Consider the following 22645-nt stretch of genomic DNA (forward strand, 5'->3'; position numbering starts at 1 on the left):
CACCTCTCAACCTATTTTGAAGAGATTTTTGCTTTATTAGCGGATTTACTCCAAACAACCAATACTACAATTAATAACAAACTACATATGCCAACCATTGCCCAAATTAAAATGGTTAATGAAAGATTGGAAGAGGATGGTGTATCCTCTTCCATACTATTTATCATTGATGAATCTGCCTCTGTAAATAGCTCCATTTCTAATGCTTTTGCTTTAATCGTATTGTTATCACTTGACTCACTTAAAAATAACGTCGATTTTATGATATCTTCTTGGGATATCTTTTCTCTTTGAAAGTTCAAACCTTTTAATTCTTCAGGTATGTTTAAACGTTGGTCTGATAATGAATCATCATGGAGCAACTCATTATTTTTTTTGAATTGGTTCTTTTGATAATCATTTGGAACAAGCTCATCAATCTCCGTGGTATCTGCGTGCACAACTCCTGCAAGCAATAGCTGAAAAGTTGTCATGATTAGCAGAATAAGCGAAACAAGTGAGACTTGCTTACATTGCATGGGTTTCTGACCCCTTCTCATCTGGACTCATTCTTGCTTTTCCAATGAAATATTGCAGCATTCCAAGCCCTGCTAATATCAAGGCAAGGATCATAACAGCCTGTGTAAATAATGAATCTGTCCCATATTGAATTGACATGTATACATTGGACATTGGATCTGAAAAACTAAAGTTCGGTGTTGTTAATGCTAGCAATGGTGTTACATAAAAGATCACCAAACCTACCGTGACGAACAGTCCAACTAAGTGATGAACAGTAAATGCAACTCTTACTAGGGCTGAACCTGCCGCAAGAAGAAGGATCGTAAATACAGTCCATTCAACCGCGCTTTCCTCTCGCAATGGGTAGATGTCTAAGCCAAATAAACTAATGACAAATCCAACAATGAGAGTTAATAAGACAAATAGAATTCCCTGAAGCCACAACGGAGGCTGTTGAAAATAATAACTTGTATACCCGATAAGTAAGCTGCATACAAGAACGATAAATAATACAACTACTGGTGGAATATTTTTCACAGTCGTACTTTCAGTTTCTTCTGGAATATCACCACTAATCTTAAGCGGGTTTGTTAAGAAATCATAAACATAGCCATTTGATTGACCATCAACAAATGTATTACCGAGAACACTGAAGACGTCATCTCGAATTAGCTCTGTTGACGAAACATTTGAAGCCCATTTATCGTTTAATTTATCTGCGTCTACTTGAACATCACTTACTTGTACTTGAAGCTCTCCTGTATATTCTATGATGCTGCTTTGACTTTCACCCACAGAATCCATCCAAGTATGAATTGATTCCATTTGCTCACTAATTCTTTCTGTTCCTGAAACCATTTCCTGGCCTTCAACAGTTGTTGTCGGTTCTACAACCGTAAGCATTTGGTCTGGTTGTTTAATTTGATCTAATACCGTTGTTGCTTCCTGAAGAATTCCATCAAGGCTTTCGACTAACTTAGCTTGTTGCTCATCGACTGTTTGACGATATTCAGCCATAAATACGGTAAAGCCGTCTTCTAGCGTGTTTAACGCATCTTGGTTTGTCGGCATATCCTTACCTAATTGATCCCAACTAGATTGTTCTTCGCTTGTGATCGCGGCAATTTTATTTGCTTCTTGCTGCAATTCTTCATTACCAAGAACGGCTACTATCGCAGTGTTTTCTGCAAGCATGCTGTTTAATGTCGCCTCATAGCGATCTAAATATGAGAAGTAAAACATCATCTGAAGAAGATCTTTACTTTTTATATCCTTAGAAAAGATTTCATTTACATGCTCTTTTCTTGTTTCAGAAAGTGCTTTAGATGCAAGGATTGATTGTTCCTTTTTCTCAATTTCTTCTTTGATATTAGATTCATAGTCTTTGTATAAAGTTAGCTCTGATTCAAGCTGACTTTTTATTTCCTCCAAATTATCAATATCTGTTTCCAACTGGAGATTATCTTCTATTAGTTGTTTGTTATCATCTTCTAGTTGCTGAATTTGACTATTTTTATTAGCAATTGTTTCATCTAATGTATTTTTAACACCTAGTAATTCATTGAATGAATCCTGAAGTGCTTTTAAATCATCCTCTAATGGGTTTTTATCTGTTTCTTTCGTATCAAGTGCTGTTTTTAAAGCTAGGATACGATCATTGATAACACCCAAGCCTGATAACGAGGTCTCCATCTCTTCCGGTTTTGGATCAACCAGATTAGTAAGTTCAGTCTTTATCTTTGTAAGCTCCTCTGAAATAGAGGTTAACTCCGCCATCTCACTTTCGAAATCGACAACAGGTACTTTAGGACCGTTTGGCTGTTCAGGTTTTTCTGGCTCAAGAGGCATTTCAGGTTCCTCTTGGTCTGTGGTGTCTTCACCATGATTTTCGTCATGATTACCTGAGCCATTACCATTTTCCTCTGTGTTCAAGGTAACTAATTGTTGATCTTTTCCATCAGATTTACCTGGACTATCTTTTTCGTCCTCAGCTGGTTCTTCAGGTTCTGTAGGCTCCTCACCAACACTAAGCTGATCACTTAAAGTAGCAAGCTGGCCCTCAACATCATTTAGCAAAGTTGAGTCCTTTAACTGCTGATAAAACTCAAGAATTTTTTCTTGAAGCTTGTAAAACTCACTAATTTGTCTTCCGACCTGACTATATCTTTGTTCCTCAAGTTTCCCGAAGACTTGCTCTGTGTTTTCCATTCGGCTATCAAGCTTTGACATACTTTCGATAAACGTATTGCCTTCATCTTCAAATAGACTTGTAGATTTGATAAACAAAGGCTGTTGATCTACAGTTGCTTGGTTAACAGACTGGATTGAATTTGCTTGAATTTCAGCTAAGAGAATTTGTTGTTTCGCTTGATACTCCTTATATTGCTCCACATATTCAACAAAGGTTGCCAAATTTTGCTCATAGCCTTCCATTGTTGCTTGTTGCTCCGGAGTTCTTTCACCAATCTGCTGAATAGAAGACTGCAAGCTTGTGAGCATTGCTTTCTGTTCATCTATTTGTCCAGCAAGGTTTTTTGAGCTTGGCTTATAGAATGCTGTCATTGTTTCTTGAAACGCTACTTCCTTTTGGAGAATTTCATCAAACTCCTGGCGGATATGCTCCATGTCTGCTGAAACATAATTCCAGTAAAGAGATGAAATTTTTTGATTTACTCTTTTTGTTGCTTTTTCAAGCTCTACTAACACTTTTTCTTTATTAACTGCATTTAGCTGACTTTGCACTTTATACTGAAAATTTGTTTTTACAGGGTTTGCCTCATCATACGTCATAATATTTTCTGAGAAATCTGAGGGCATATAAACAATTGCATCGTATTTTAAATTACGCAGGCCACTTTCACCTGCACTTCTACCTACAACCGTCCATTCAAAGTTTGAACTCTCCGCCAGAATTGACGCAACATCCTGACCGAACTGAATCTTTTCATCCGCTTCTTGTGTTCCGATATCCTCATTAATAATGGCAATGGATTTTGTTGCATTTTCCGTTTTAACCACCTTTAAAGGATTATCACCGATTGTACGGAAGAAAAGAAGGGGTGTAATGACAATTAATATGATGACTAGTATCAGCTTGAATATGCTTGCTTTTTCCGTCATACATGTACCTTCCTTTCAACATTTACAAGCGGTATCTGAATACTTTGCTCTTTTCCATTTTCAACATAATAGCCGAAGCCTGGTTGAATCTCTGATTCCTTACGATCGTAAGTAAGAGTAAATAATGTTTGCTCAGATTTTTTCATTAAAATAACCGCTTGTCTAATTTGTTTAATTTCTATTGTTAAAGGATCATATCCTTTTGTTAATTCATTGTTGCTACCAGAGACCACCATATTAAAGCCAAGATGACTATAGCTTTTCATATATCGAACAATTCGGTCCTGTGTCAGATTGTCAACACTTTGAAGGAAGCGTGAATATCCATCTACAACAAACAATACTGGTGAAAATTGAGGTAATTGGTTTCCACTCTGGATTTGTAGATGATACGTTTCTTCTCTTTCGATAAATATTTTCTCCAACTTATCTAACCATGAGGTTACATGGTCTTTTCCTTCAAGATACACTAATTTCTCATCACCGATAAACGAAGACAAGCCTCGATCAATTGAATCAAATAAAGCTATATGTTCAATTTTCTGATCAAGTGCTGTATGAATCATTACCTTTAAGGAATTTGTTTTTCCTTTTTGAGCCTGCCCTAGTACAATACAATGCTTTGTCTTTAAGAGGTTGACATAGACAGGAGTCACACTCTCCTCATCAAGGCCAATTGGTAACAGGCCAGCCTTATATTCTGTATAAGAAGAAAAATTGACAATCGTAAGCTCTGTAGGTAGCATTGGCACGGGGTCTGGCTTCTTAACCGTTTTATATGCTTCCTTAATACTCTGTACTTCTTCCTTTAAATTCGTCATTTGCTCAAAGTCATCCTTACCATCTGTTGGGAGTAAGACTTGGGCAAAGAAGGCTGTATCTTTTTTCACAATGGCTCTTCCTGGCATTGCCTCAGGTGAAAATGGCAGTCTGCCTAACATCGTGTATGCCTCTGACTGATCCATTAAATAATGGACAATTTTCGTTTTTAAGTTATTCATCAATGCTTGTCGTACTGAATTGATCCGAGTTGCTGTTAGAATCATGTAAATACCTAACGACCCGCCATCACGAGCAAATTGGTTTAACTGCTGTTCAAGATCAAGCATTTCTTCTTTCACAAGATCGAAATTATCAATCACAAGAAACAATAAAGGTAACGGCTCATCACTTAAGATGTTATACATCTTAATCGAGCTTACCTCTTGCTGTTGGAAAAGTTGTTTCCGTCTCGCAATTTCATCTCTTAAAATCCTCATGAATTTCTCGATTTTTCGTTCTTGATCAAGTAAAAAATAATCAGCTGTGTGTGGGAGCTGCTTAAGTGGTAATAGCCCACCATTACCAAAGTCCATTAAATAATAGTGAACTTCTTTAGGAGTAAATGCCTTAGCAATTCCTAATAACAATGTTGTAATTGTATGTGTTTTACCATAACCAGATGAACCAAAGATTCCAATATTACCATCCTCGATAACGTCATACGTGTATGCTGATTGACTTTGTTTTTCCGGTTCATCAATCATTGCAAATAGGATGTTCGTTTTCTCATCCTGATTTCCATCTTCACGATAGAGACGACTAGGAAGTGGTGGTAGCCATGGACTTGAAAGCCTCTCAATCTCCATATCTTGTTGAAGCTGTTCAATTCTATCGACAATCTCATTAATCTCACTCACTGCGTCTTTTGACTTCTGCTCACTTGCGGATACTTCAGATAAAGGAATTAACCCAAGGTCTGTTACAATCGCAACTTCATCCTCGAGGTCATATGTTTCTTCCTCATGATACGGAGCACCACTCCATGCTGATTGGAAAAGCTCATACACCTCATTGTTCCCAACCTGTAAATACCCTCGACCTGTTTCTGTAATTGATGCAGCATCACCATTTTTTAAAATCTCACGGCTATCCTCAGTATTTTGCACCTTCAAAGCAACACGAAAACGAGCATTACTCCAAATTTGATTATCGATGATACCACCAGGCTTTTGGGTAGCAAGTATGAGATGAACACCGAGGCTTCGTCCAATACGTGCTGCACTGACTAATTCTCGAATAAAATCTGGTTCTTCTGTCTTAAGCTCAGCGAATTCATCTGAAATAAGGAATAAATGTGGAAGTGGCTTATCTGCCTTTCCTTGTTTAAATAGCTTTGTATAGTCATTAATATGTGAAACATGATAGTGATCAAATAAGCGTTGACGTCTTTTTAATTCACTCTTGATCGAAGCTAAGGCTCGTAAGCTGAAATTTTTACTTCCTTCGATATTGGTGATTGTGCCTAAAAGATGTGGCATATTTTTAAAAGGTTGTGCCATGCCTCCACCTTTATAATCAATTAATAGAAAGGCAACTTCATGTGGATGGAAATGTACAGCTAGCGATAGGATATAAGTTTGTAAAAATTCACTTTTCCCCGAACCTGTCGTTCCCGCTAATAAGCCATGTGGACCATGAGCCTTTTCATGTAAGTTCAGTTCAACTGTTTCTTCTTTTCCTTTTAAACCAATTGGCACAGCTAAAGATTTTGCCGATTCCCTTGTAAGCCAGTTTTGTTTTATTGGAAGCTGATCAACGCTCTTTACATTCATCATTTCAAGAAATGACACTGCGGTTGGAATTGAATTTGTCATGCCAATTTGGTGGTCAAGAGTTCTTAGCATACGAGCATAATTCTCGTTACTATCCCTTTTATGTACATCCAAATCAAACGGAATTCGCACCGCTTTTTTTTGTTGGATTAGAATATCTCCTTGCCCGTCATTGATATATCGCACAAGGGTATGAATGTTATCTGATAAGCTTTCCTTTGCTTCTGCAGCAAAGATAACTGAAATACCAAGATGCCTATGATCCCCTTCTAAATATTCTAAGATTACATGATCGGAGATAAGTTGATGATTTGTAATCACAAAAACATAATGTGGGGTAAAACGGATTTTCTCTTTTTCTTCCTCTTGATCACGTTCTCTAACCATTTCATAAAGCGAGTAAAGCAATTGATCCCTAGTTTTTTCGTTATAAATAAATCCCTTTGCAAAGGAATTTGGCAATTGGAAATGTGGTAGCCACTTCATCCATTCCCATTCCTTGTATTCTGTTTCATCAAAAATAAAAACAAAGCGCAAATCATGATAACTATGGAAAAAGGTTAGCTGTCCAATCAGCTGGTGCAATTCATTTTTCAATACAGCATCTTTCCCAATTAACCCAATGGCTCCCTCTGAAAGATTCGCTGTTATTGGCAGGTTTTTCAAATATTTATAAGCTCTTTCAAGCATTTGTGATTCCTCTAATAATTCATCCATCTCTCTATTGGACATATCTGATTGTGACGATGAGATCGTATAGCTAGCTGAAACAGTTCCAACACCAAGACGAAATTGCAGAAAATCAGGGCTTTCAGGTGTTCTTTCCCAAAGCCTGTCAGAAATCTGCTCTGTTAAATACTTCATTCTCTCAAAGGAGGGATAGTGAAACGTTAGAACATCCTTTTGTTTATCAGCAAGATTTTGCAGTTCTTGTCTTTTTGCATCTAAATATTGATTATAAATACGTTTACGACGTTCCTTTGATTTCTTTTGATTCCCTCGATCCTTGAAGTATTGAACAGTAGAGGTTACCAAAGTTGTCATAAACATAACTAATGAGACGATAATAAAAATTCCTCTAGGAACAAGAATCGCCACAAGTCCCATAACAATTAGCATAATAAGCGGTGGCATAATAATAAGCCATAAACTTCGGTTAGAGCTTTCTGAATCTTGAGAAGGAAAGGAAAACTGAACCTTTTCATCAGGCAGATCATAAACCATCCTTGGTGTACGTCGATACACTGGATATTTTTTCTGCATTTCTGATTGGGGCTGAACCGTCTCTAATAAAATCGTTTCAAAATCTTGTAAGCTATCAATCTGAATTAAATCATCCTCTAAAAGGGTAATGGTCATAAGAGGCCAAAGCAGTTGATCACCAACCTCCAGCTGTGATGCTTGATTGATTAGCTGACCATTTTTGAACAGGGACTGACTTTCCTCTACTTTTATTTCCCAGGCATTATTCTTTTTGTAAAGCGTAAATGAGTCTTGTTCAAAAGTAGATACAGAAGCCATAAAAATAGTGGCATCCTGCCTAGTTGTTGAAAAGGTCACTTCATCCAAGTGCCCAATATAATACGAGTTTGTTAGTAATGGAGCTGCTGTAATCATTATAGAAAGATCTTCTTCCCCAAAACGAGTTGGATACAGTTTGTTTTGTTCGATCTGTTGCACATGATCCTCATCTTGGAAAAGCCAAAAGGAATCCTCGCGATATTTCACCCTTATTGGCTTTGGGGAAGAAGGCAGCTTTGGAAGAGTTATCGAATGATTCCAATCACACCCGATTGTTAACTCTTGTTTAGGACTGGATTTGAATGTCACCTGTTGATAGGATTCACGATAAAAAACCCATAAAACAGACATGTGTTGTCACCACCTATAATTGTTCAATTTAAAAGGCACTTCCGCTTTTTTATTTTTTCACTTGATTAGTTGTTGTGTCATTAGAAGGAGCGACTGCTTTTTCATCTACTTGTTGAGTTTTCGCCTCAGTTGATGAGCTCGTTTGTTCCGCAGTTTCATCTTGGGCTTCTTCTTGTGTTTCTTCCGAGGTAGCCTGTTCTTCTTCTTCCTCTTGTTTTATTTCATCTTGGTATTCTGTTATTTCGCTTTCGATATCAGCTAATAGTTGCTGTCTCTCTTCTCTATCTAAATCATCATTTGATTTTACTTGTTCCTTGTATTTCACAAGTCCATATAAAATCAATGATCGATCTTCAAGATACCTTGCTATATCGAGTGCTTCTTCAGCATTTCCACGTCCTATTAGGATCCAATATTCAAAATAAAGGGGATCTGACTGTAAAGATACAGTATTTCTAATGACTTCTTTTTGTTCCTCTGTCAATGATTCATTAATGATATATGACATAGAGAGTTCGTATTGAGTGACTTTCGGCATTTCCTTAAATTCATATGGCTGTAAAGCTGTGACAACTTCACTATATTCATTATTTAAAAACTTTTCCTGTGCATGAATAAAGCTTGTCTGTTTCGGCTGAAGAAAAAATAAAGAATATATTGAATAAACTAATGCTGGGATTAAGCATAGGGATACACCATACAGTACATAACGATTTATTTTCCATGTCTTTTTGTTAACTGTCATCAGAAGTTCTTTTTCAACATTCTCATGTTGAATTCGCTCTTCAATGATACTTATTAACTCATTAAAGCTTTGCGCAGTCCTTACTTTCTTTGTGAAATCAGAAAGCTTCAATGTATCAAAATAGTGGACATATTGTTCAAAGGAATACTGTTTGTCAACAATTGCTGCGACTGTCGCCTTTACTTCTTTCAATAATTGATCAGAATTTTTTTCATACGGTGGAAGACTTTCTTTCACCCCAAAATGAAGAAAATATGGATTAAGCCCTTGATCAAGGACAATGTTTTCTGGACATACAAGCAAATGAATTCTTGATAAGGAATGGATTTCAGCCTTTTGAACAACTTTATACGCAATCCTTAGCTGATCTCTCACATCTACTTGATCCAAACGAGGAAGAAAAGTGTAAGTGTTAGGGATTGTATGAAGAATGGATAATTCATCATCCATCATTGTAATTTCTTTTTTAATTTTTGGGTTTATCTCCTTTAAAAAAGAAATTTCGGTAGGATCATCTAATTTTATTTTTTCTATTTGAAACGTGAAAGCTATTGATTGTTCATCCTGTTTAATAACAGCTTCTAGTTTTTCTTGTAAGTATGAGATATCGTTTTGTGATGACATTCCCATTATCTCCTTCATAATATTTCAATTCTGTCTCCAGTTGTAATGCCAGCATCGAGAAGGCGTTTATTACCCTGGACAACTTTATGTTTATTAATGACCCTTACCCAGGATCCTTCTTTAGGTTGCGCGTGCAATTGCTTTGCCTGCCAGACGATGTCAATCATTTTTTTAACTGAGTGATAGTTTGATAGTCGTAAATCAAAGCTATCCCCTTGATAATTTTTTAAATCAATCGTGATTTCTATGTACATATGTATTCACCTCATAGGGAAGGAGCGCAATTTTTTATAAAAAGAGCGCTCCTTTATCTCTTAACTGACTGTAAGAAGGTAAGGGGACGAAGAAGTTTGCATGCATTCCAAATTAGCAAGCTATTAGACTAGCTTACTTCTAAAAAAGATTGGGCAGCCTATTTCACCCTAATATGGCTTTCTGCAATACTCCGCTTCTTTCCTTCATGATGACATTAAAACAAAATGCCATAGAGGTTTTGTATGTAGATTATCCTCTAATTTGACTTGCAATTTGTTGATCAGCATCCTCAAGTGCTTTAGCTGTGCTGTTCAATTGAGTAGAAATGTCATCAAGCAACTGTTGCATTTGGATGAAAGATGGTCTTAACGTTTGGTATTGATCGCTGAATGCTCTGCTTGATTCACCTTCCCACATTCCTTCTAATTCTCTAATCATTGTATCAAGACGAGAAACTTGCTCTCCTACTTGGCTGCTTTCACTTGAATAACGGTTTGACATACTAACTAGTTCAGCTGGGGTAACGCGAATAATTCCAGACATTTAAAATCTCTCCCTAATATTGGTTTTATTTGGTATTCATCTATGTTAATTGTGAGTACCCTGTTTATGATTTTTCTATTAAACTTAATTTCTTAAACATGGTGTTCATATTAACGTACTTTTTACCTACGCTCTCCAAACACCAGGTTTTTCCTATAATATACCAATAACATATCTTCCCAAATAAATACAGAAAAAATCTAAATTAGCCACAAAAAGAGATCTTTATCCCTATAATACAAAAATGTCTACAGTATTATGTTCATAAAAAATTATCCTCAGTTTTGAGTAATAAGCACTTATAAAATAAGTAGGAATATTTCAAAGTAGGACTTTAATCACGAACAACAAAAAGACCACCCCTTCAACGAGGTGATCTCTTTTTCTAAACATACTTTTACCTAGTTATTACTTATTTACCTTAATCTTCTTGTGACTTTTGAAGCTCTTCCTCAAAATAAAAGGTGCTTGGATGTTCAATCACTTTATATGAGTACTTTTTCATATGTTTTACATATTGTGATTTTGAAATTGTAACTAGCTCTCCTGTTTTCTGAACCTTTACCACTTCTCCATCATTGAACAGATTGTTTGAGTTTTTCAACCAGACACTTCCCTTCTTACGTAAGTATATCATATATAAAACTTCTTATATTCCCACATATTGTTGTAGCTAAACAACAACTCTTCCTATTATGGTCATTTTAACCCTTATTTCTAAATTATAGTCAGAATCACTTTTTTCAACTCATAGACACACACCTATTCACCATTTGATCATACACTATTTTTATGTTCAAATGTCTTTGATAATAGTTGATTTTCATACAGTGGGGGTCTCACTACCCTTTAAGAATGGGATAAAGGATCGAGGTGTCTTAAATGTTGATTAGGAAGGCTAACTTGACAGAGACAAATACACTTCTACAAATGACAATAGAGGTTATGAATGAAAGTACGATGGGTTTGGTTCAAATCGATGTTCAAAGTGGCTTTAACATATTTATTCCCTTATTAAACAGCGGTTCCTATTACCTTGTTGCCTTAGAAAATAATAGGATTGCCGGGTGGGTATTACTAGGACCTGACTTCAACCCTATAAATATGTACAAAACAGGCAGCATCACTTCTCTTTATGTTTTACCCGAGTTTAGAAAATCTGGTTTAGGAAAACAATTAATGAAACAGGCCCTTGAACACTTAAAGTATCAAGGCTTTCAAAAGATTATCCTAAATGTTTATACAGGTAATCCAGCAAAACGTTTATATGAACAGCTTGGATTTCAGGATCTTTCAATTGTGATGGAATTGGATTTTTGAAGATATAGTAAAGGAACTACATTAATTAACATTCTAATGGGGAGCGGCAGTCATTTTCAAGTTCCTGTCAATCCTGTTTTCTACCGCTTTTTTCATATAAGGAAATATAAAGCTTTCATTTCTTAGCTTAGGCAGTTGTTTGCACACAGAGTTAACCTATTTAAAATACATTGGATAATTTTTCCTCAAAAACTCTTTGTCAATCACTGCTTGAAGTAAGTGTTCTTGCATTAGCTCATCAGCAAGTTCTGGCTTTTTTTCTTTTATTGCAACTACTATTTCTTCATGTTGTGCAAAAATTGTATCCCAATTAAAATCAGTAGCTAATCTTAGCATCCGACTTCTATTAAAATGAACATTCATTTGCTGAATAATTAACCACGTATTTCTTTTATTACAGCCTGAAAAAATCGTTTGGTGATATTCTTCATCTAATTCAAACATTTTTCGATAATCCTTTTGTTCAATACACACCTTTTGCATGCTTAAGTTCATTTCAAGTGCCAATAAATTATCTTTTGAGAAATCCCTGCAAGCTAATTGAATAACAGCTCTTTCAAGATGCTCCCGCATAAATCTTGCTTCTTCAGCAAGGTTTAAATCAATTAACGAAACAAATGTACCTCTTTGTGGATAAACATCAAGCAGTCCTTCTTGTGAAAGGCGGAGAAAGCTTTCTCTTATCGGTGTACGGCTAACATTGTATTCAAGTGACATTTCCTTTTCTGAAATGTTGGTACCAGGAACAAGCTGCAAACTTAAGATTTGTGATTTCAATTCTTGATAAACCTGTTCACGTGTCGATGTTGCTTGTGTTTTATAGTCGGTATACATGACGAACTCCCCCTTCATTCCTGTTTTTCAATACTAGTAAATACTAACTCTTTTCCTTTATACTTAGATCCAACAAGAGTGCATCATGTTTTGACAAAAAGCAACCTGATGCACTCTTGTTATTTCACACAGCTAATTTACTAGTTTAAGATAGAGATTGACTGCCAACAATTCCATTTGACTGTTTTACTTTTTCTAAACTGTCCCAAATGCCCAAAATGTACATTATTCCAAGTGCACGATCATACAAGCCATAGCCAGGACGAGCCTGTTCATCCCAGATCATTCGCCCATGATCAGGTCGTATATAACCTGTGTATCCTGTATCATGTAATGCTTTTACTATCTCATATATATCCAAGGAACCGTCACTACTACGATGAGAACTTTCTGTAAAGTCACCATTTTCATAGATTTTCACGTTACGAATATGAGCAAATGGAATTCGCCCCATTGCTGAAAAGTGTCTCATTATATCTGGAATATCATTGTTTGGGTTTGCACCTAATGAACCTGAACACAAAGTTAATCCATTGTATGGACTATCAACTAGTTTCACAATTCTTTCTAAGTTTTCTTTATTTATCACAATTTTTGGTAAGCCAAAAATAGACCAAGGCGGGTCATCAGGATGGATAGCCATTCTCACGTCACACTCTTTTGCAACTGGAATAATTTTCTCCAAAAAATATTGCAGATGCTCAAATAAGTCCTCTTCTGTTACATCTCTATATAATTCAAATGCCCGCTTAATTTTACTAACACGTTCTGGTTCCCAACCTGGCATAGAAAAACCATTTGATGAGCTTTCAATCATTTTTATTAAAACAGCAGGATCTACCTCTTCTACTTTGGCTTTTTCATACGCTAATGCTGTAGATCCATCTGGTAATTCCTTCGCAAGCTCTGATCTTGTCCAGTCGAATATCGGCATAAAGTTATAACAAATAACCTTTATTCCAGCTTGTGCTAAATTTCGAATTGTTTTCTGATAATTGTTAATATAAAGATCACGTGTAGGAAGCCCTAATTTTATATCTTCATGTACATTAACACTCTCAATCACTTCAAGATTTAAACCTTTCTCTTCAATCTCTTTCTTTAATGCTAAAATTTGATCAAGTGGCCACACTTCCCCAGCAGGAATATCATGAAGTCCTCCCACAATCCCATCCATACCAGGAATTTGCCTGATTTGGTCTAACGTAACACTATCATCTTGATTGCCAAACCATCGAAATGTGATTTTCATCTATATAACCTCCATCTTTTGTGTATTAGTTAGATTAAGCTATAATTTGTTAGATTTAAAATTTCTATATTAAGGTTATTTTAAAAAGTCGAGAGTTTATCATTATTGTATTAATGCCATTAGAGAAATTGAAAGGAATTTTCCTCGGAAATAAAGTGAACAGGAATGCCTGGGAAAAATGCCTTTGTTAGTTCTGCAAGATACTCCATTCCTGGTTCCTCACTAGCAGCATGCCCTATATTAATTAACGCCTTATTTCTCCCTTGATAAATGGCGTCCCGAACGTATTCAGGTGTCTCCCATTCGGGACCCTCGCCGTAAATAATTAAATCAAGATCACCCTGTTCAAATAGCGGTATAGCTATATCCCCTCCACCTCGATATCCTGCTAATAATCCAATTCTAGTGCATGGCATTGAGGTGTCTCCAATAACACGTACAAAAGGAATAGAAAGCTTTCTTTTTACATAATCAGCAATCTCCTTAACCGTCATATTAGATATAGTCAGTAAAGTTGATGTTGCATTATTCTCTTCAACATAGTGAGTCCAACCTAATCCTTGTATTAACCCCACCATAATTCCATCGGGTTGATACTTATGCCAATAGTCATGAAATCGATAAATTGCAATACCTGATTCATCAATCATTTCCCTCTTATTACGATACACTGAATCATGTTCTAGATGCTCAATTCTGTCATGGTGACTGTAGAATGTACCTTCATGAGTTATGATAAGGTTTGCTCCCATGTCTATTGCACGCTGAATTACGTAGTGGGATGCTACAAATGCGACTACAATACCTTTAACTTCTGTATACGGATCTCCAAACACCAGCTTATCAACACTTATTTCCAACTTATCAACTGGTTTTGTTAATTTAGTTATTACATCCTGGATCGTTATCATCATTTCAACTCCCCAACAGGAAAAGATTAGCTTTTCTTGATATCTACTTTCACAAAGGACCTTATACTGAATTCATAACTATACTAGTATGGTAGTATTGATTCTCCCAACCTATAATTGGGATTACCAGTGAGGATTAAAATCAATCAACTAACTAGCCTCCCTAGTGGATTTCTTCCATTTTTAATCGTTTAAGAAATTATAAAATTCTAAAACTATGGATAAGCGCATGACATCCAGCTCCAGAGCCTAGCCCCTCTTGGGTCTACAGCTAATTTAGAATTGAAGGCAAAAAACGCCTTCTATTCTAAATCATCTTATTGCCCGAGGCTGTTCAAGGCGCTTGCGCTTTTATTCATACTCTTTTCAATTGAATTTTCAGTACTTGTCTTTAAAAATTTTAATTCAAGATCTGCCAGCATCTCTTTCATATTTAGCATCATGAGGTAAGCAATAATACTAGAAGTAAAAACAATTAAAAAATCCGTTGTTACGGTTGTGACAAATGCCACGATAAATAAAATCAAAAAATTACCGAATGTTTGTTTAAATTTCGTAAAGCTATAGTATACTGACAATTTCCAAACATCCCTTATTCTAAATTTATACCTGGCATTAATCGTAAGAATGTTTAAGCTTAACATCGTCCATAGTAGCGTCAGAATGAAAATCACAATGGATATTATTTGACTTGTATCAGATGTAGACTGGCGGAGATATTGTAAATCTACAAATAAAATGAAGTAAACGACGAGTATTGGCAACCACACAGAAAAAGTATCTTTAATATTCTTTTTGTAGCCATAGAAAAAATCACGTGTTGGTGATATTTCTTTCGTTCTTACAAGCTTCTCCATTGAGTAACACATAGCTGCAATTGCTGGGCCTGTTGGTAGTAATGCCAAAAAGTATAGTAGAATGTTAGAAAATGACGGTTTTAATGTCATAAAGAAAAAGATAAATAAGCTATTCGTTACGACAAAATAAATATTTGTTAAAAGCAACCAATAGATATAGTTTGTAATTATGTATAAGATTCCTTGACCAAACTCTTTCTTTTCTTCCATGATTATTCACCATCTTTTTCTCATTTTACATATATTTTACTACGGTTTATGTATAATAAGTTATTTTCCCTTTCAATTTTCCTCCAATTTAATAAAGTTGGTTGCCCTTTCATGTGAAAAGGCAACCTACTAGATTATTCAACTACTTAGACTCTTTATATTCCTTGTATGTTTTATTAGCAAGGTCAAGATATTGTTGCAGTCCTTGGCCTTCTAATTCTTTCACAAATGCATCGAACTCTTTTAAATCACGATCTCCAATGATAAACTTTAGTGTATTTTGAACTGAGTAGTCTTTTAATGGCGTATTTAGTAATGTTACCTTTTCTCTATCTTCCATTGAGAATGGAATCGGTGGTTCTGCCGGAATTGTTGTTTTAACCTTTGCCATATCATCCTGGAATTTAATCTCCTCCTCACTCATCATTGATTGTAGAAGATCTGTTGTTCCACCATAGGCAAATACTCCTCCAGAGAAACCAAACTCAGTTCGTAAATCCTTTGTGCCAGCTGGATTAAGCCCATTATAATTTACATCATCTACTAATTTTCTAACACCATCTGTTTTAGTAAATGTTGTTCCTTCAACACCCCATTTAGCAAATTCCTGGCCTTCGTCACTATAATAAAGCCAATCAATAAATTGGAGGATGGCATCGAAATTTTCACTTTCCTTTGCTTTAGAAGAGATCATAACACCATTTTCTAATCTAGAACCCGACATAAGCTGACCTGCTGGACCGCCTGGAACGGTAATTTTAGAAATTGAGTAGTTATCTTTACCAAGCGTTTTATCCATATCGTTACGGTGTAAGATAACTGTTTGTGAGTTTCCATTAATAATAAAGGATTTGCCAGTAACAAATTTTTGGATCGCTTGATCATCTTCCTGTGTAAAGCTTTCTTTATCGAGTAGTCCTTCTGATACTAATTTATTAAAGTAAGTTAGTAATTCTTTATATTCGTTAGTTGTTGCAGAATAGATAAATTCATCTGCTGATTCATCATATGTTAATCCATTTCCATATCCCCAGCCTGCTTTAGTACCAAAGCCAGTAGCCGCTATATTAAGCGTACTATCAAATAGGAAGCGATCAGAGAATGGTGTAACATCTGGATATAATTCTTTTAATTTTTTCATTGCTACATATAATTCATCCCAAGTAGTTGGAATAGCAATATTGTGCTTTTCAAAAATATCTGTTCTTATTATTAGGGTATAGTCTGGCCATACCTCCTCATGTAAACCAGGAAGCAGATAGAATTTACCATCATTTTGACGTAAACCTTCTAATTCATCTTCTAGTTGCCATTTTTCTATTTTATCTTTGAAATGTGGCATTTTATCAATGTAATCACTGATTGGCAAAATCGTTCCAGAAGAAACAAAAGCTGACTCTTCACCAGGATATGTTTTAGGAATAATTAATGGTGCATCACCTGAACTAATTAACAAGCTACGTTTTTGCGTGTAATCGCTCATTGGTACAATTGTAGGTTTTAGCGAAACATTCGTCATTTCTTTGATCTTTTCCCACAATAGCCAATTTTCTTTATAAGGATAGGTTGGTTGATCGCTATATAAGATTGGTAATTCAAATTCTTCACTAGCCTTAAATGTATCACCTACACCGTATGATTCCATAGCACCCTTTTTAGTATTTTCGTTTGCTGTACCTGTAGACTCTTTATTAGAACAGCCAGCAATCACTAGTACAAACAAAGCTATTAAACAAAATATTGACTTTAACCTTTTACGACCACTTTTCATTTCTATTCCTCCCTTTTGATTCAGTTTCTATAAGAAAGCGTTTGAGCCTTTTCCACCCTAGTTTTTCGACACTCAACATAACGCTTATCTACCTAAAATAATTACCCCTTTATTACCTATGCTTTTTCTCATCATGATTGTTGCTTTTCATGGAGTCTTCACTTAACAGATCCAAGCATTACACCTGATACGAAATACTTTTGAACGAAAGGATAAATTGTTAAAATCGGTAAAATGGTAAGTACCATTGTAACTGACTTAATGTTTGCTGATATTTGAGTTAAGTTATCGGCTGAAGTCGCTCCAGCTGATTGTCCTCCAGTAACACCAGCGATTAAATTTCTAAGGTAGATGGTGACTGGAAATAACTCTTTTTGATCCAAGTATAAGAAAGCTGGAAACCAAGAATTCCAATGCCCTACTGCATAAAAAAGAATCATCGTTGCAACAACCGCCTTGCTGAGAGGTAATACAATCCTCAGGAGAATACCATAAGTATTTAACCCATCAATTGATGCTGCTTCTTCTAGCTCTTCAGGCATATTTTCAAAGAAGGATTTCATGATTAACATATTATAGATACTAATGGCTCCAGGAATAACAATTGCCCACATTGTATTATCAAATCCAATACTATTAATTAATACATAGTTAGGGATTAATCCACCGTTAAAAAACATCGTGAATACAGCAAAAACTGTAAAAAATCTACGTCCGGCCAATCTCCTCTTGGATAATGCATACGCAAATATTATTGTTAAAAACATTGATATAGCAGTTCCTACAACTGTGTAGACAACCGTGTTTTTGTAATTGATCCAAAACATCTTGTCCTGAGTTACTGTTTTATATGTCTCGATATTAAAGCCCTTTGGTAATAAACTTACTTGACCTGCATTAATAAAAGCTTCACTACTAAAGGACTGAGCGATAACATTTAAAAATGGATATAGTGTACAGAAAACAATGACTAATAAGATAAACGCGTTAAACACTTTAAAAATCTTATATTGTACAGATTCCTTCATGGTCTTCCCCCTCTACCACAAGCTTCTTTCTGTTAATTTTCTTGAAATACCGTTAGCCGATAATACTAACACCAATCCGATTAGAGATTCGAACAATCCAATCGCTGTCGCATAACTGAAATTACTTGATTCAAGTCCAACACGATATAAATAAGTAGAAATAACATCTGACGTTTCATAGTTTAATGGATTATATAAAAGTAATATTTTTTCAAAGCCTACAGCCATAAAACTACCAATATTTAAGATTAATAACGTAATAATTGTCGGTAGGATACCTGGAATTGTAATATGGAGTGTCTGCTTCCAGCGATTTGCTCCATCAATTTTGGCTGCTTCATATAATGAATCATCAATTGTTGTTAGCGCTGCCAAATATAAAATCGCTCCCCAGCCCATACCTTGCCAAATTTCTGAGGTAATATAAATCGTTCTAAACCATTCTGCTTGTTGAATAAAGTTAATTTTCTCACCGGTAAAGAATTCTACAATGTTATTAATTGAACCATTTACAGCCGTTAATTGTAGAATCATTCCTGCAACAATTACAATAGATAGAAAGTGAGGCAAATAAGAAGCTGTTTGGACAAATTTCTTAAACTTTTTACCCTTCACTTCATTTAATAACAAGGCAAAAATAATCGGCATTGGGAAACAAAACAATAATGTTAGCCCACCAATAAGGAGGGTATTCGTAAAAACATTCCAAAAGGTTGGATCATTGATAAACATTTTAAAATAATGTAATCCAACCCATTCCTCCCCATAAATATTGCCCCCAGGCATAAATCTTCTGAATGCAATTACATTACCAATCATTGGACCATATTTAAAAATCAATAAGTAAATAATCGGTAAAATCAATAAAGAGTAAAGCTGCCAATCCTTTTTTAGAGATACTCCAATAATGGCAAATTTACTTTTTTTCATATCCTTCAATACATTAACCTTACCCATCTTTTCGACCTTAACTTCCCCCATATTAACCCCCCACTCACTTTATAAATCTGAATATGTAGCCTTTGTTTTACTAAATACTGATCTGGATAAGCTCCTCCACTTTAACTATAAAGCGCTTACAGAATTGAGATAAAGGTGTCCTACGTATGTGTTTTTTCGAGTCTTTCTGCTAGAAATCGTATACATATTAGAATACTAGTATGGTAGTTTATTCCGCATAGACGTAGACTACTATCGGTGTAAAGTCAGTCTTATTTCATACTCTGTTACACATTAGACATACTAGTATGGTAGTTAAATTCATTGTAAACTAAATTTTCTTTATATTCAATACGTTATTTTGTTTTTTCGAAAATAAATCTTAACTTAATTTATTTAATAAACAATCAGACACTACATTAGCTGTAACTTTACAAGTAAGTATCACGATATTTAAATCAGGTTTTATATCATTCATATTCATACTAAATAGTCTCTGCATATCAGCAGACAAGCATAATCCTGATAAATTGTTAATAATGTAAATTACATATTAAATTTTCCCAGCGCTTACTATAACAAACTATTTTTCTTGTAAAATAAAAGGGACCGTTTACTAGGGAGGCCACATTTATGAAACGTTTTTCGAAAGAGGAAAATAGTTGGATATTCTATGATTGGGCAAGCTCCGCTTATTCCATTATTATTTCTACTGCTGTTTTTCCTTTATTTTACAAAGCAGCAGCGACAAATGCTGGAATTAGCCCTGCTAACTCCACAGCTTATTTGGGTTACACAATTGCGATTGCGACATTTATTTTAGCAATGCTCGGACCAATTCTAGGCACAATAGCTGATTATCAGGGGTTTAAGAAGCGCTTTTTCAGTTTTTTCTTTTCTTTAGGGGTCATTTTTACGGGAATACTAGCCTTTATCCCAAGTGACCAGTGGCTACTCTTGCTTATTTGTTATACCGTTGCTGCAGTTGGATCTGCTGGTGCAAATGTATTTTATGATGCATTTTTAGTAGACGTTACAACAGAGGAACGAATGAACCGTATTTCGGCACACGGATTTAGCTTTGGCTATATCGGCAGTACCATTCCATTTGTTATTAGTATCGCGATCATCATTTTAGCACAAAGCGAGATAATTCCTATTTCTACTACAATAGCAAGTAAAATTGCCTTTATAATTACGGCTTTATGGTGGGCAGTTTTTACCATCCCTCTGTTTAAAAATGTTCAACAACGATATTACATCAAACGAGAATCGAACCCAGTTGTAAATAGCTTTAAACGTCTAGGAAAAACCTTAAGGGAAATCCGTAAATATCGAGCATTATTTCTGTTCCTGATTGCTTATTTCTTTTATATCGATGGTGTAGGCACGATTATTACAATGTCCACAGCATATGGTACTGACTTAGGTATAAGCTCAACAAATTTGCTTATTATTTTGTTCGTAACTCAGGTTGTTGCCGCTCCATTTGCGATTCTTTATGGAAGATTGTCTGAGAGGTTTACCGGAAAGAAAATGCTGTATGTTGGAATTATCATTTATATGATTGTTTGCATCTATGCTTACTTTTTAAAAACCACATTAGACTTCTGGATTTTGGCAATGCTTGTTGCAACCTCACAAGGAGGGATTCAAGCCTTAAGTCGGTCATACTTCGCAAAACTTGTACCAAAGGAAAAAGCTAATGAGTTTTTTGGATTTTATAACATCTTTGGGAAATTTGCGTCAATAATGGGACCGCTATTAGTAGGAGTAACAGCACAGCTTACTGGGGATTCAAATAGTGGAGTGTTCAGTCTTATTCTTTTATTTATAGTTGGTCTTCTCATACTTGTTCGTGTTCCCGAACCGAAAACAGATTTAGCTTCTCATGTAGATCATAAATCCTTTTAAGGAGAAGCACCAGCTATTTATAAAAGAGAGCCAGCTAGCTAGTCATTGGCTAGTCGGCGCCTTTTTATTTATACAACATACCCTAAAATTTCATTACCCTTCAAGGCCTGGTGAGCTCGTTACTTTTTCATTCACTTCCTGTGCTTTCATTGCTTTTTGAATAACCTTATAAAAATATAGGAACGAAAAATAAGCACTTAGTGAGCCTACAAAGAATGGTATTAAAAATGTAAAATTAAAGCTTATAAAGATGAGTGCTCCATTTATAAGAGCTACACCAATCGTAGAAAACGGACTACCTATAGCAAGAATGAATGAACTTTTTAATGAAGTAAAGAACTTCATTTCAAAGTGTACAGTATAAGAAAAGAAATAAGCATTCCACGTGAAGAAGAAGGCAGTTATCACCATAAACATAACGTTAAAAAAGACAGATTGTTGCTGAAAGAACATAAGATAGTTTAATACCCAACTTGTCCAAAACAAAGTAAAGACAACGCCTATAAGAAAACTTCGTTTATAATTTTCCTTATAGTAGCGTAAAAAGGACTTAAAAATTGGGATATCCCCATCTCCCATCACCCATTTTCTAACTACCCCATACATTGCAGCAGTAGCTGGAAAGAAAATAAATGGTGCTAATATGGCAATCGTCAATAAACCCATCTGCAAGTTGGAAATGTCACCAACTAAAAGAATCAACAAAATATACACAATAGGAAAATTAAAAAGAACCCACAGAACATTTGTTAACGAAAAGCGCATAATTAAAACCGATAATTTGTAAAAGCCGCCCATCAAACCGTTCATTTCCATTCGCTGCCCCACCTTTAAGCGTTTTCATTTTTTAACTATTATACCATTACTAAACTAGTATTTATTACAAAAAATTTACTTAAATTTTATTTTATTTTTCTCGATGAACATATTTGTGCTTTCGTTCATTAAAAAACAAAAAAGAGGTACCTCAGGTTCACCCCTAAAATAACACCTCTTTTTGAATTATTTACATTTAATAACATCGGTTACTTCCTGTTAATCAGTGTCAAAAAATTGTTTTGCAATATTATAAGCAAGTTTAGGCCTTCTATAAACATCCACAATCCCTTTACTATTCTGGGTTCCAGCCCTATTAAGGAGCCAACCCGTCGCCTCAGTCACTCGACAATCACAAAATTGCCAAATGTACATACCTGAAATAAAATCTTTTGAGGTGTACGCCCTTAAATTCTGTTCAAGAATATCTGCTTGTCGTTCTTCTGTTCCTTTTCCAATACGTTCAATTAAGTTATCTATAGGAATTTTATCACCATAGTTTTGGGTGCATTTCCCAACAACCAGGAACAGGCATTTTA

Annotated in this window: 17 protein-coding genes and 1 pseudogene; 2 read left to right on the forward strand and 16 right to left on the reverse strand. The window is 35.3% G+C overall.

Features of this window, described 5'->3' with window-relative positions:
* Positions 1-11: 11 nt before the first annotated feature.
* From essA to HUW50_RS08705, 7 genes are all read right to left on the reverse strand, one after another.
* Complete coding sequence (gene essA, locus HUW50_RS08675) at positions 12-518, reverse strand: type VII secretion protein EssA (protein ID WP_066338348.1); 507 nt, start codon at positions 516-518, stop codon at positions 12-14.
* The gene (esaA, locus tag HUW50_RS08680) at positions 508-3621 is read right to left on the reverse strand and encodes a type VII secretion protein EsaA (RefSeq protein WP_066338350.1); all 3114 of its coding nucleotides are present in this window, start codon (positions 3619-3621) and stop codon (positions 508-510) included. Before esaA ends, essA begins: the two co-directional genes overlap by 11 nt.
* Positions 3618-8087: a type VII secretion protein EssC gene (gene essC / locus HUW50_RS08685; protein ID WP_185653842.1), complete on the reverse strand. Its 4470-nt coding sequence runs from the start codon at positions 8085-8087 to the stop codon at positions 3618-3620. The genes esaA and essC overlap by 4 nt, the downstream gene beginning before the upstream one ends.
* Before the next feature lie 49 nt (positions 8088-8136).
* Complete coding sequence (gene essB, locus HUW50_RS08690; protein WP_066338355.1) at positions 8137-9456, reverse strand: type VII secretion protein EssB; 1320 nt, start codon at positions 9454-9456, stop codon at positions 8137-8139.
* 14 nt (positions 9457-9470) lie between these two features.
* The gene (locus HUW50_RS08695) at positions 9471-9710 is read right to left on the reverse strand and encodes an ESX secretion system protein YukD (protein WP_066338357.1); all 240 of its coding nucleotides are present in this window, start codon (positions 9708-9710) and stop codon (positions 9471-9473) included.
* A gap of 250 nt (positions 9711-9960) precedes the next feature.
* Positions 9961-10254, reverse strand: coding sequence for a WXG100 family type VII secretion target (locus HUW50_RS08700; RefSeq protein WP_066338365.1), 294 nt, complete (start codon positions 10252-10254; stop codon positions 9961-9963).
* A 421-nt stretch (positions 10255-10675) separates the two neighbouring features.
* The gene (locus tag HUW50_RS08705) at positions 10676-10858 is read right to left on the reverse strand and encodes a hypothetical protein (protein WP_232329076.1); all 183 of its coding nucleotides are present in this window, start codon (positions 10856-10858) and stop codon (positions 10676-10678) included.
* A gap of 299 nt (positions 10859-11157) precedes the next feature.
* Between HUW50_RS08705 and HUW50_RS08710 the strand changes: the two genes are divergently transcribed.
* On the forward strand, positions 11158-11574 hold the full coding sequence (locus HUW50_RS08710; protein WP_185653843.1) for a GNAT family N-acetyltransferase: 417 nt from the start codon (positions 11158-11160) through the stop codon (positions 11572-11574).
* A gap of 156 nt (positions 11575-11730) precedes the next feature.
* On the opposite strand, the gene HUW50_RS08715 is transcribed toward HUW50_RS08710, so the two are convergent.
* From HUW50_RS08715 to HUW50_RS08745, 7 genes are all read right to left on the reverse strand, one after another.
* Complete coding sequence (locus tag HUW50_RS08715; RefSeq protein ID WP_066338374.1) at positions 11731-12408, reverse strand: GntR family transcriptional regulator; 678 nt, start codon at positions 12406-12408, stop codon at positions 11731-11733.
* 145 nt (positions 12409-12553) lie between these two features.
* Entirely contained in the window at positions 12554-13660 is a 1107-nt protein-coding gene (gene uxuA, locus HUW50_RS08720) for a mannonate dehydratase (RefSeq protein ID WP_066338378.1), read from the reverse strand.
* Between the two features lie 119 nt (positions 13661-13779).
* A complete protein-coding gene (locus tag HUW50_RS08725) occupies positions 13780-14574 on the reverse strand; it encodes a Nif3-like dinuclear metal center hexameric protein (RefSeq protein WP_066338380.1) in 795 nt (264 codons plus the stop codon).
* A 314-nt stretch (positions 14575-14888) separates the two neighbouring features.
* Positions 14889-15638 carry a YesL family protein gene (locus HUW50_RS08730; RefSeq protein ID WP_066338390.1) on the reverse strand — a complete coding sequence of 250 codons (750 nt, stop codon included), beginning with the start codon at positions 15636-15638 and terminating at the stop codon, positions 14889-14891.
* Between the two features lie 142 nt (positions 15639-15780).
* Positions 15781-17409: an ABC transporter substrate-binding protein gene (locus HUW50_RS08735; RefSeq protein WP_066338392.1), complete on the reverse strand. Its 1629-nt coding sequence runs from the start codon at positions 17407-17409 to the stop codon at positions 15781-15783.
* Between the two features lie 158 nt (positions 17410-17567).
* The gene (locus HUW50_RS08740) at positions 17568-18437 is read right to left on the reverse strand and encodes a carbohydrate ABC transporter permease (protein ID WP_066338398.1); all 870 of its coding nucleotides are present in this window, start codon (positions 18435-18437) and stop codon (positions 17568-17570) included.
* Between the two features lie 12 nt (positions 18438-18449).
* On the reverse strand, positions 18450-19367 hold the full coding sequence (locus HUW50_RS08745) for an ABC transporter permease (protein WP_066338819.1): 918 nt from the start codon (positions 19365-19367) through the stop codon (positions 18450-18452).
* 642 nt (positions 19368-20009) lie between these two features.
* Here HUW50_RS08745 and HUW50_RS08750 point away from each other — a divergent pair.
* Positions 20010-21290 carry an MFS transporter gene (locus tag HUW50_RS08750; protein WP_185653844.1) on the forward strand — a complete coding sequence of 427 codons (1281 nt, stop codon included), beginning with the start codon at positions 20010-20012 and terminating at the stop codon, positions 21288-21290.
* A 93-nt stretch (positions 21291-21383) separates the two neighbouring features.
* Here the strand turns inward: HUW50_RS08750 and HUW50_RS08755 are convergent, their stop codons facing one another.
* Both HUW50_RS08755 and HUW50_RS27035 read right to left on the reverse strand, forming a co-directional pair.
* Entirely contained in the window at positions 21384-22106 is a 723-nt protein-coding gene (locus HUW50_RS08755) for a YesL family protein (RefSeq protein ID WP_066338411.1), read from the reverse strand.
* 219 nt (positions 22107-22325) lie between these two features.
* Positions 22326-22559, reverse strand: a pseudogene (locus HUW50_RS27035) (beta-glucuronidase); the annotation flags it as partial.
* Positions 22560-22645 lie beyond the last annotated feature (86 nt).

Source organism: Metabacillus sp. KUDC1714 (assembly GCF_014217835.1).
GTDB lineage: Bacteria > Bacillota > Bacilli > Bacillales > Bacillaceae > Metabacillus > Metabacillus rhizosphaerae.